The sequence below is a fragment of the Pedobacter sp. Leaf132 genome (assembly GCF_920984695.1).
Lineage (GTDB): Bacteria > Bacteroidota > Bacteroidia > Sphingobacteriales > Sphingobacteriaceae > Pedobacter.
Genome location: NZ_CAKLBO010000003.1, coordinates 395,495 through 407,902, shown reverse-complemented (window position 1 = coordinate 407,902; position 12,408 = coordinate 395,495). Strand labels below are relative to the sequence as shown.

Annotated in this window: 9 protein-coding genes; 3 read left to right on the top strand and 6 right to left on the bottom strand. The window is 40.3% G+C overall.

Annotated elements, in window-relative coordinates:
- The first annotated feature begins 43 nt into the window (after positions 1-43).
- Positions 44-1,036, top strand: coding sequence for a GlxA family transcriptional regulator (locus tag LUA86_RS09050; protein ID WP_231460298.1), 993 nt, complete (start codon positions 44-46; stop codon positions 1,034-1,036).
- 187 nt (positions 1,037-1,223) lie between these two features.
- Here the strand turns inward: LUA86_RS09050 and LUA86_RS09045 are convergent, their stop codons facing one another.
- The 4 genes from LUA86_RS09045 to LUA86_RS09030 form a co-directional block, all read right to left on the bottom strand.
- Complete coding sequence (locus LUA86_RS09045) at positions 1,224-1,472, bottom strand: DUF3072 domain-containing protein (RefSeq protein WP_231460297.1); 249 nt, start codon at positions 1,470-1,472, stop codon at positions 1,224-1,226.
- A gap of 126 nt (positions 1,473-1,598) precedes the next feature.
- Entirely contained in the window at positions 1,599-2,021 is a 423-nt protein-coding gene (locus tag LUA86_RS09040) for a ribonuclease inhibitor (RefSeq protein ID WP_231460296.1), read from the bottom strand.
- 218 nt (positions 2,022-2,239) lie between these two features.
- Positions 2,240-2,914, bottom strand: a complete 675-nt coding sequence (locus tag LUA86_RS09035; RefSeq protein ID WP_231460295.1) for a YceI family protein — start codon at positions 2,912-2,914, stop codon at positions 2,240-2,242.
- A gap of 380 nt (positions 2,915-3,294) precedes the next feature.
- Positions 3,295-6,096: a PAS domain-containing protein gene (locus LUA86_RS09030; RefSeq protein WP_231460294.1), complete on the bottom strand. Its 2,802-nt coding sequence runs from the start codon at positions 6,094-6,096 to the stop codon at positions 3,295-3,297.
- Between the two features lie 373 nt (positions 6,097-6,469).
- Between LUA86_RS09030 and LUA86_RS09025 the strand changes: the two genes are divergently transcribed.
- Entirely contained in the window at positions 6,470-7,378 is a 909-nt protein-coding gene (locus LUA86_RS09025) for an SMP-30/gluconolactonase/LRE family protein (RefSeq protein ID WP_231460293.1), read from the top strand.
- A 129-nt stretch (positions 7,379-7,507) separates the two neighbouring features.
- On the opposite strand, the gene LUA86_RS09020 is transcribed toward LUA86_RS09025, so the two are convergent.
- Entirely contained in the window at positions 7,508-8,608 is a 1,101-nt protein-coding gene (locus LUA86_RS09020) for an AI-2E family transporter (RefSeq protein WP_231460292.1), read from the bottom strand.
- 856 nt (positions 8,609-9,464) lie between these two features.
- Between LUA86_RS09020 and LUA86_RS09015 the strand changes: the two genes are divergently transcribed.
- Entirely contained in the window at positions 9,465-10,010 is a 546-nt protein-coding gene (locus LUA86_RS09015; protein ID WP_231460291.1) for a pyridoxamine 5'-phosphate oxidase family protein, read from the top strand.
- 264 nt (positions 10,011-10,274) lie between these two features.
- Here the strand turns inward: LUA86_RS09015 and LUA86_RS09010 are convergent, their stop codons facing one another.
- Entirely contained in the window at positions 10,275-12,401 is a 2,127-nt protein-coding gene (locus LUA86_RS09010; protein WP_231460290.1) for a xanthine dehydrogenase family protein molybdopterin-binding subunit, read from the bottom strand.
- Positions 12,402-12,408: the final 7 nt, after the last annotated feature.

Sequence of the window (12,408 nt, the reverse complement as noted above, 5' to 3'; positions counted from 1 at the left end):
TTACGACAGAATTTATTATATTGTGATGAATAAACTTAGAAAGATGAAACAAGTAAGTATTCTTGTCCCAGAAAGTTCGGTTCTGCAAGCCATAGCAGATCCCCAATATTTATTCTGCGCTGTAAATCAGTTTATGATCATCAATGGAAAAAAACCCCTATTCGAAGTCAAGTTAATAGGTTTGAAAAGATCAGTAACCCTAAATGAAGGTTTGTACACTGTAAATACACACCAGCTCCTCCAGGATGTAAATAAAACCGATTTGGTAATTATTCCTGCTTTATTTGGTGACATGAAATCCGCAGTCGCGAAAAATCAAGAAATGTTGCCCTGGATAATTAACCAATATAAAGACGGCGCAGAAATAGCGTCCTTATGTGTTGGCGCTTTTCTGCTTGCCTCAACAGGATTGCTGGATGGTAAAAGGTGCTCTACCCATTGGGGGTTTCAAAACCAACTCCGGCAGATGTTTCCCAGTGTTAAGGTAGTGAGCGGTAGCATTATTACTGAAGAACACCGAATCTATTCTAGTGGAGGTGCAAACTCTTACTGGAACTTATTACTACATTTGATTGAGAAATATACCGACAGGCAAACAGCAATATTGGCATCGAAATATTTTGCAATCGATATTGATAGAGCAAGTCAATCCGCTTTTGCAATGTTTCAGGGGCAAAAAAATCATACAGACGAGGCCATAAAACGGGCTCAGGAATTTATCGATAACAACATTCAAGAAAAGATAACAGTTGATGAACTGGCAAATCTTACTTCACTAGGGAGAAGAAGTTTTGAAAGACGATTTAAGACCGCAACCAACAATTCTGTTCTGGAATATGTCAACCGGGTAAAAATAGAATCCGCCAAGCGAAGTTTTGAATCTAACCGAAAAAATATCACAGAAGTCATGTACGATGTTGGCTATTCTGATACAAAGGCCTTTCGCTCGATTTTTAAAAAAATTACAGGTCTTACACCCGTAGGGTATAGAAATAAATACAATAAAAGTTTTATTGAACAGGGGGCGGTCTATTGATTTAAAGAGGTGCGGGAACTGGAGGCACTAATGATTTAGGGCCGCAATTCCCACATCCAAGGGTGCGTTGTGGATGTTCTGAAACCTGGAAAAATTCAGGATTGGCACGCGCCATGAATACTGATAATGACTATCAGAATTTATGGCGCGAGCTTTTTTCAAATTTTCAATCCAGTAACGCCCCGTGTTATTTAGATTCATTTAAACCCCTACCTGTTTTATGTTGCAGTTCATCAATTCTCTTTGAAGCTTCAGCTTTAGACAGGTGCTCATTAAACTGCTCACCTGCTTCATCCGACAGCGTTTTTAAGTATGAACTTTGTGCACCTGTCATTGGCTCATCACCAGTTGTCCAGTCATCCGGATTTTTAACCGTATTATCCCCTTTCAGTTTATCACTGTTTTGCTCAGGCCGTTGGTTTTCTTCGTTAATCATATTTATAGGAATTAATTCGAGTAAACAACAATCATCTAAGTCAGAAGTTTGAAAGATTCTTATGAGGAATATTAATTAAGCCTAAGAGAAAAAAATTCTGATTATCCCTTGAAAATACGCTCTAACCTATTTACAGATGAGCTCAATATTGGGATGATCCGCAAAAATTCCCAGAACGATTTCAAAATAAGTCTGTCCAATACCAGCTTCTAATTCTGCGAGTTTCTGCTGATGATAGGTCCTGTTAAAGGGCGAGCCTGGTATCAGCTTTTGCAAATAGTAGGCTTTAGTCGTTTCATAGCCCAAAGTCTGACGGCAAAGCGCAGCGTCAATCCAAATTAACCTTAAATGGCGATGAACTTTAAGTATACCAAATCCCCCATACAACAGGTCGTTCAAGCCATCCAGACTTTCTCCTAATTGCCAAGCTTCGTTGAACATCAAAGCCCTGTTAATCTCCTGATAAAATGAAAAGATATTATCTATATTCTTGCCCTCTATTGCAAAGGAAGAGATAGTGGCGTTGTCACCAATACAGTGTTCATCCATAGGTAAATTATAGCTATTTATAATTGATCACTCCACATAAATCCGGCCCACATGATTCAATATTGATTGAAAATCGATATATATTTGAAACTACAGATAAAAACAGGTACCTAAACCCATAAATCAAAAATGCTAAAGGCACATTACCTTTAGCATCTTCAAAATATAAGATCTGAATCAGCAGCTGCATGTAAAGGCTACTGTAGGAATGGCATATTTTACTTCTTTGCAGACAATGATAAACCTATTTCCACATCTTTAGATATTGCCCAGTTTTCAGGGCTTCCTTCAGATTTATAATTAATGCCCCAGGAAGACCGGTCAATAACAAACTTCGCCGTTGCGCTTACTGCTGTCTTAGTGATTTCCACTTTCGCCGGAAAAGTCACATTAAGGGTACTGTCTTTAAGAGTTAAGTTCCCGCTAATAAGGTAATTTGGGTCTGCAATCAATGCGGATTTTTTATCTCCTTTGAAAGGTTCCACCTTCGTAATAATAAATTTCGCAGTTGGCATTCTAGCTGTATCGAAAAAATCAGGACTTTTCAGGTGACCTTCAAGGTCCGTTGATTTCTTATCTTTCTCCGTCACTGAAGCGGGATCCACGTAAAGGGCATTCATGTTGATCATGAATTCACCGCTGGTCAAAGCCTCCTTTTCTACCGAAAGGCTACCGCTACTCACACCAATTGTGCCCCACCTTGGCGCAAGTCCACCTTTATGGGTTGCCTTCCAGCTTACCATAGTTGCAGCAGTATCTATATTAAGTACTTCACCGCTTTGTGAAGCCGCTGTCTGCTCGGTAGTGGTTTTCGCTGAATCACTGCTTTGACCTCCGCATGATGCCAAGAGGAAAAGCGCAGGGAGCGCCGCGATAAAGATTTTTGTTTTCATAATTTCTGAATTTTAGTTAACAAGGTTATTTTATTATCCAAACAAAGTTAAAAACTCTGCCCAAAGAAGATATTGATGTATGTTAATTATTTTCACTCATAAACTGAAAACCAGCCATCCTCATTTGGGAGTATGTGCTTTCATGGGAGCAAAATCTACCCTGCTTAGATGTCAACGATTAAATCCGCTCGAGAGCACAGCAGATACCCTGGAGTCTTCCTTTGCCAATGACTGTTTACCTTTATTTTTGCCTATCTCAAGCCTACGGGCTGTTTCATCGTCATAAATGGGCTATTTATCTACTCATTATATCTTAAGCTATTTTCATGATAATGATTTGAATATATAGGTCATAAAATTCTAGCATTTAAAAATAAGTTTCAATAACTTATCTTTAGATTAGCTATAGGGATTTCAAAGCTGAAGATGGAGCCTTTATCCACTTCGCTCTCTGCCCAAATGTTACCCCCATGCCCTCGGATAATTTCTGCAGAAAGATATAGCCCTATTCCAAATCCGGACACCGTTGAAGTACGGTTGCTTTCTACCCTGAAAAAACGTTCAAACAAGTGTGGAAGATCTTGTTGAGGAATCCCTATACCCCTATCCTTAATACTAAAAACAAAGCGATGTTCATCGATAGTGCAGTCAATTGTGATCAGGGAGCCGATAGGCGAATATTTTATCGCATTACTAATCAGGTTATTAATTACATGCCCCAGTTTTACCGGGTCTACAGTGATGTAAACAGATTTATCGCATAAGTATTGTATGTGATGCGTCTCGTCAATAGCTTGGAATTCTTTAATTACCCCCTCAACTAGCTGTTGCGCATCAGTTTTTTGAAAATCTAAACGTAATTTGCCGTTCTCCAGACGCGAGAGGTTTAAAAATCCATCAATCATCTCCGTCATTTTAAGTACTTGCCTTTCTGCTCCATCCAACGCCTGGGTAGCAAATGGAATCGCTAACGCTTTTGCTTTAAGTTGCAGTACCTGAATGTAAGCTTTCATGGAAGTTAATGGCGTTTTAAGCTCATGGCTGACAATGGCTATGAAATCACTTTTCCTTTGTTCCTCTTCCTTAAGCGCATGAATGTCAGTTGCAGAACCTACCCACATCGTAATCTGTTGGTCTTCATCCAGGATGGGCGATGATACATATAAATGCCAGATGTAAGTTCCATGGATATTTTTAAACCGAATCTCTGAACTAAATGCTTTTCCTGATTGAGCTGCCCTATCCAAGCCCTTTTGAAGTAAGACAAGATCATCAGGATGAATAAGTTCCTGATAGCCAGAGGCCCTCATTTGTTCAAAATCTAAGCCCGAGAAATCCAGCCAATGCTGATTAAAAAATGTTACTTCACCATTTGGAAGCGCATTATATATCTTCGCAGGAATCAGATCTGAAAGTTTCTTAAAATGTTGCTCACTTTTTTCTACAACTCTTCTGGCATGTACCTGTTCAGTTACATCTGAGGCAACAACCAGAATGTCTGTTACCTGTTCGCTATGGTCTTTTATCGGTTGGTAAACCATATTGAAAAAAATCTCCTTCATAAAACCCTCATGTTCAAGCATAGCGCGTATTTCGCTTGCATGTATTGGCTGCCCAGATGTAAAAACGTTATCCAACATCCCCAAAAAAGGTTGACCTTTTATTTCTGGTAGCGCCAGCGCCAAGGGTAATCCAATGATACGGTCGGTTTTGCCCCAAACTTCCAGAATTTTTTCATTTGCTGTTTCCACTATCAGTTCCCTGCTCCTTAAAATACCAATAGCAACCGGAGCCTTCTCAATAAAGAACTTAAACCTCGCCTCGCTAGCGGAAAGCTTAGCATTCAAATTATGTAGGGATTCATTAAGCACAGTTGACTCCTTTAAGTACTTGTCCAATAGTCGATTTTGATTCACTCTTTCAGTGATTTCAAATGACATAACCAGAACTCCGTTACGGTTTCCCTGCTCACCATAAAGGGGTTGGTAAGTGTAGTCCACAAAAGTCTCCCTAATATGACCGTCTTCCATGGTAAATAGTACCGGACTTTCTTTTACATCGATAACCTCGCCAGTATCAATGACCTTCCTGAGCTGGGCAGCAAAGGGCTGCTCGGCAAGATCTGGCAAAATATCAAGAAATTTTTTCCCAACAACTTCTTCACTTGTCTTGTTCCAGTATTTAAGGTTACTCTCATTAATCATCTCCACAATTAGATCATAACCTCGTATCACAACTATTGAGGCCGGAAGCATATTGATTATCAGATTCAGATTAAGATTTGCCTCATTTAATTTATTCTGTGATGAAGACAGCTTCCGGTGAGCAGCCATAAGTTCATCGTTAACCTTTTCAGCTACCTGTGTGCTATTACTAAGCTCAAGTGAAAGCTGATTTTTCTCTTCTTGCTGTGCTTTATAAAGGGTAACATCAAGTGTAACACCTGAAATTGCAATTACTTTATGAGTATGATCAAATACGGGAGTCAGGATATAATCATATACCCGTTTACCCAGGCTGGCATGTGGAAAGTCGACTTCTCCTCTTATGGGCTTTCCGGTCTTAATAATTTCATCAATTTCTCGTTCGTGCATTTCCGCATGCCAAGTTTCGTATCCATTTTCGATTAAAGACCTTCCAATTGCCTCCTCCCAGCTTTTACCCCACATCTCGAGCAGTGCTTTATTGGCATAACTAAAGCGGTAGTCAAGCTGAAACACATATATCAAATCAGGCGTTGTGGAGGTGATAGTGTCAAATAAAATCTGCTGCTCTTCTGCTTTACGAAGGGTCAATTGCACCGCAGTCTCTGCCTCTTTTTTCCCGCTGATATTTCTAGTAGTGCCAAACCATTCTAAAACTTCACCTGATTCATCCCGGATCGGGAGAATTGTGGTTTTTGACCAGCCTATAGAATCATCCTCTTGCATTACCCTGTGTTCAAACTCGAATTTGTGCTGCGCATTTAACGCTTTACTAAAATGCTCATTGAACGCATCAATATCATCAATATGAATATGCCTCTGGCGCCAATCAACATAACTTTCGCAGACTAGTAGGGGTAGTGAAGTTACATTAAGATCATGTCTTGACTGACCGTCTGGACTGAGGTAAAAAGCAAAATCAGCAGAATCACATAAGAGTGCAGCAAGACGACGCTCGCTAGAAATGGCAGGGTTCATATATAATTTTTGTCGGACAAATACGCTTGTAGGTTATTTATAACGATTTTTATTCCATAAATGTTCGGTAATAAATTTAATTAATTTTCGGGATTTGCCAGATTAATGTGGTTTCAGTTATACAGTAAGGTTAATCAAAGTAGAAAACTATACCCTCCAGAAGGCTTAAAGAGGGCGTCTACCAGAGTATATACTGGCCCGCTCGGCGTAAGCCAGAAGAAACAATTATTCAATGCGCATTCCGAAGCCCAAGCAACAGTTGGAGTTAAGTTAACTCATAATCATGATAACTCATTTTTCCCAATAATGTATCATCAAATAAGGATTCACTTGTTATATTTATGGGTAATAGTTAAAAACTATATTCATCATCATGAAATATCCAAAATCCAAAATCACGCTGCCCTTTTCGTTGCTGTGCATACTTCTGTTTTTATTCAATGCCCTGAAAGCTGGTGCGCAGTTATTTAGCCAGGATAGTTTAAAACTCATTTCCCGTCAGTTTTCTTTCACAGAAGCCCCATCAGTTAATCCAGCGGGCTATATCTTTTTTACCGACCAGCCAAATAATCAGATCTGGAAATATGATCTAAACGGTAAACTTTCCCTGTTTATGGATAATGCTGGCCGGGCAAACGGAACATACATCAATAGAAATGGCCAGCTACTTATCTGTGCGGATGAGAACAATGAATTGTGGTCTGTTGATAAAAATAAAAAAATAAAAATATTGCTATGCACTATAGATGGTAAGAAACCCAACGGACCGAATGACCTCTGGGCTGATAAATTTGGTGGGATATATTTTACAGACCCCTATTACCAGCGGAATTACTGGTCCAGGCAAAAGCCGGAAATAGAAGGACAGAAAGTGTATTACCTGCCCCCGGGCAGACACCATAAAGCGAGAGTCGCAGCTGAGGAGGTCAGCAAACCAAATGGTATTGTGAGTTCATCCGATGGTCGGTACCTTTATGTATCCGATATTGGTGGGGCAAAAATATATTGTTATTCCATAGGTAAAAAAGGTATGCTATATGGCCAGAAACTCTTTGTCAATCATCGTGCTGATGGTATTACCCTTGATGAGCAAGGAAATTTATATCTTGCAGCCGATGGGGTTACCATATTTAATTCAAAAGGCATAAAGATTGGACAAATAGTAATCAAAGAATCATGGACAAGTAATGTATGTTTTGGCGGAAAAAACCATAATGAGCTTTTCATTACCGCTTCGACCGCCATTTATACCATTCCTATTCGGGTCAGTGGCATCGAATAACTGCTTAACCTTCAGCGATTATTTTTTTGCAAAAAAACTGACCTCCTGAATCCATGAAGGGAATACCCACTTGATTTTTATCACCGTCCTCACCATCCACCAAATGTGAACAACATCAAATTTACACTATTAATGACGATTGGGTTTTGACTGAATACGACTTCTTCGAAGTCTTTTAAGTTGTCCAAGGTGTTCGGTAGGAATATTATCGCCTAAAAGCTTACCCCAAGGTTTAAGTCCATCAATCCGGTCAAAAATGATTTTCAGTACCGCAATAAAAGGAATGGATAGAAACATCCCCGGAACCCCCCACACGGCGGCACCCATTAGTACAATAATTATCGAAATAAGTGCATTAATCTGAACCTTCGAGGAGACTATTTTTGGCACCAATAAGTTATTGTCGATAAACTGAATCAGTGCATAGGCTGCTACAATTAACAGCTGGGTAGTATAGCCATCGAAACTAACCGTTGCCATTAGTACCGGCAAAGCAATCGCAATGATTCCACCGATGTAGGGAATCAGGTTCAATATGGCGCCAATAACCCCAATCAATATCGCATTTGGCACACCCAGCACCAATAGCGCGCAGGAGTTCATGACCGCAACAATTCCTGTTTCAATCAGTAAACCAACAATATAGCTCTGTATGGCTGCTTTGGTTTCGGCTAAAATCTCAGCCACTTTCTGTTGGTTCTCACTAGAGAAAACCTCGTATAAGAAATTCAGAATCAGCGTTTTATACAGCATAATGAGAAATGTGTATACAGGAATAAGGAAAACAACACTCAGTACCCCTAAGGCCCCGTTTAAAGTCTGACCGATTACCGCCTTGCTGTTGCTGGCCGCTTCATTAACCATTTCTATTTGTTTTTTGGCACCTATCCCAAAGGTTTTTTCCAGCCAGGTTTGAGCATTATCCAGCAATGCAGAAAATTTTTGCTTCATCGCATCCACATTATCGAAAAAATGCGCTATCTGTGAAGACAAAAAATAGGCAATACCTGCGACGACCAATATCGCAATAAGCATCGCAATAATGATGGAAACAATTTTCGGAAGTTTTTTTTCCAACCTCACCGATAATGGATTGAGCAGTATAGCAATCAGGGCTGCAAATGCAAGTGGTACCAGAATATCTCTTAACACACTTAAAATAAAAACAGCAATCACTAAACCCAGCATAATCACTGGGGCCTTGATGTAAAATGGAAATTCTTTCTTCATTGGTTTTTGGATAGCTAAAAATTACTCGAAAAATTTATTGATGGATTCACAACTATTATATTAACTTCTTATTATCCGGCTGATTGTAGGCCATCCTATTGGGGATACATTCGGCACACGTAAAACAAATTGTACTAATTATAAAAATCTTCATGACCAATTGCCTGAACGCCAAACACCAGCATTAAATGTTACCAATAAGCTGAGGGAAAACTTTTCAGAAATTTTCTTGACTGACCGGGAAGCCTGGTGGGCCGTATTGAGTTTCCGTACTCCACTTCCTGGTGGTACTATCTTGTGCATATTGGATTAAAAAAGATTGAAAAATTTCTTGGCGTTCATTCCCATCTGCCAAAGCCCCCGCTTACCGGAAATTAGACTTAAAACTCAATTTGACCCTAATTGTTTTTGTTTCAAAAATTATACTTGGCCCCCTTTACATGTTCAATGAAAAAACAAGAAATTCGATGTACAAATCAATCGCTCTGGAAAGGATTGAACAGATAAAATATTTTTAGGCAAAGTCTATCAAAACTGGAATGTTTCTCGCCTATCCGATATCGTTTCAACCATATCACACAGGTTTATTTACTATCCTTCTTAGAAAGAGCAGTATGATGTAGAAATAAACACTCCAGCTTATAATTAAAAAGCTGATAAATACCAAACGACCCGAAAGCAAATCTGGCTCATATACAACTGTTCAAATATTATATTTTTTAGTATTTTAGATTTAGCGCAGCGCGCTAACAACATGCGGATTAATTACGAGAATGGGCATGGCTTAATTTAAGGAACTATATGAAGATAGAACTTATAACGATTGGCCATTTCTGCACAGAATTATAACATTATTATGGGAAAATTTTTCAACCAGTTACTTGATAAGCACATCGCATTCATCGAAAAACAGAAAATATTTTTTACCGCTTCGGCTCCCTTGGGCAGCCAAGGCCATGTTAACCTTTCCCCTAAAGGATTAGATTCATTCCGCGTGCTTGGTGAAAATAAAGTTGCCTACATGGATTTGGTTGGAAGTGGCAATGAAACCTCTGCGCACTTACTTGAGAACGGACGACTGACCATCATGTTTTGCGCCTTTGAAGGACCACCAAACATACTCCGTTTATACTGCAAAGGAACAACTGTTTTGCCAGGTGATAAGCAATGGGCAGCACTTTCTGAAAACTTTAATTTACAAATGGGTACCCGGCAAATTATTCTGGCTGACGTATTTGAAGTCCAGACATCATGTGGATTCAGTGTTCCATATTATAATTATGCCGGAGAGCGGAGCCAAGCACAAAAATGGGCAGAAAATAAAGGTGAGGAAGGTCTAGAACAATATAAACAGGAAAAAAATAGATTAAGCCTCGATAAACTACCGACCGCTTTGTTCTGATAATGAAAACATAGCAAAGTTCATTTCCGTTATTTCCTCCATTAAAATCTGGTACAAACCTTTCAAACCATTTGTAGAAGCTATCCTATACTAATACCTGCCCGATTCGCTTCAAACGTCCACCAGAATGGTTGAAGACATTCGTAGCGCTTTCAAGCAAGCGCCACGATGAAATAATTAGTGTGTAAGGAAGCATTTATAAATGGCTACAAGTACAGCTAAAGCAATACGCAGCTCACCAACCATACGTTCTTAAAAAGCGACCTATATTAATTTATCTGGCGTTATTGGTAATTTTCGAATGCGTTTTCCGGTAGCGTTAAATATTGCATTGGCAATGGCTGCGGCCACACCAACAATACCGACTTCACCAATACCCTTGACACCCATTTTATTAGGGATTTTATCCTCTTCATTAATAAAAATCGCATCTAGTTTTCCAACATCCAAATTTGCTGGCACATGGTAATCTCCAAAGGAACGTGTTGCAAAATTACCCCATCTGGGATCCATCACCGACTCCTCACTAAGGGCCATCCCAATACCCCAGACATTACCACCTATAATCTGAGAACGGGCAGTTTTAGGGTTAAGGATCTTTCCGGCGCTTGTAACCGCTAAAAACCGCGTTACTTTTACCATTCCGGTTAGCGCATTCACTCTAACTTCCGCAAAATTCGCATTGAAACTGTGTGCAGAATATTGCTCTGCTTCTTTTGGCGCCTTCGCATCCACCCTGGTTTGATAATTTTTGATGTTTTCTGAGACCATTAGCTGGTACGCCGTAGGCCGGATGAAAAACTGTTTAGCTGACCTAGCTAAAAGTTCATCCGTGATTTTCGTGCAGGCGTCATTAACCGCATTTGCAAAACTAGCCGCTCCAACAGAACCAACAGAGCCTGCAGCGGGTGGCAAGTCAGAGTCACCGAGTTTAACTGTGACATGAACTAAAGGGATCCCTAATCCGTCGGCTGCAGTTTGAGCAAGAATGGTGTTGGTACCTGTTCCTAAATCTGAGGCTGCAATTTCTACAATGGCAAAGACATTTTCTCCGGATTTTGTTAACTTAATTACCGCTGAACTGTCTCTTTGCCTGGCAGGATAAGTGCCGCAGGCAACGCCATAGCCAATTAGAACATCACCCACCCTGTTACTGCCAGGAACTACTTTTCTGTTAGCCCAGCCGAAGGCTTTCGCCCCTTCTTTGAGACACTCTACTGTTTTTCTGGATGACCAGGGCTTGCCGTTAGAAGGGTCTTTCTGCGGTTCGTTTTTTATCCTGAGTTCAATTGGGTCCATCTGCAGTTTATAAGCCAATTCATCCATGGCTGATTCTAAGGCGAAACTTCCGGTTGACTTTCCAGGCCCGCGGGTATAGGTCGGCAGCATCATGTGCATTGGGGCAACTTTGTAAGAAATCAGGGCATTTGGAACCTCGTACATAACTTTCGAACAATCCCCACAGGGTTCTAAAAACTCACTGTCTATTGCAGTTTGCGTGGTAGTTTGGTGTACAAGACTAATTAACTTACCATCTTTTGATGCCCCCAGAATAATTCTTTGAATGTTTTGCTGCCGCAGTCCAACCGAATTAAACATCTGCTGGCGTGTTAAAGCCAGTTTTACCGGCCGGCTAACGACCTTGGCAGCTACCGCGGTCAGGATCAGGTTAGCCCACTGGCCACCTTTCGAGCCAAAACCTCCACCTATAAAAGGAGATACAATTCTCACCTGCTCAGGTTTTAAATTCAGTGTTTCTGCTGCAGCAGCCTGTGCACCATTAATAATTTGGGAACCGTTATATAAAACAACCTTATCCCCCTCCCAAACCGCAATCGTCGAATGTGGCTCCATGGGATGGTGGTGTTCAATCGGTGTTTCATAGACTTCTTCCAGCTTAACTGCCGAAGTATCCAACATGCCTAGCGCATCACCCCGAATCAGATCAGCCAATTCTTTACCCTTTGGCGCGCCTGCTGATGTAGCTAATTTTTCAAAATCAGTTTTACCTTCTTTTTTCTGATAATCAACTTTTATTAAATGGGCGGCATGCCTAGCCTGTTCAAAGGTTTCGGCAACAACAACACCGATATGCTGACCATAGAAGAGGATTTCCGGGCTTTGTAATAGGGCTCCGCCCCGAATCCCACCTTTTTCGTTTAGTTTTGGAGCGTTTTTATGGGTGATTACAGCCAGTACCCCATTTGCCTGCTCGGCTGATGTGGTATCTAAATTTACAATCGTTCCCGAAGCAATTGTACTTTTAAAAATGACCGCAAAGGCCATGTTCTTGATAGGATAATCTGTTGCATACGTAGCTTTGCCTGTTATTTTTAAAATCCCATCAATCCTGTTAACGGCTTTACCAATCGATTTATTTTTTTCTTCCATGATGATA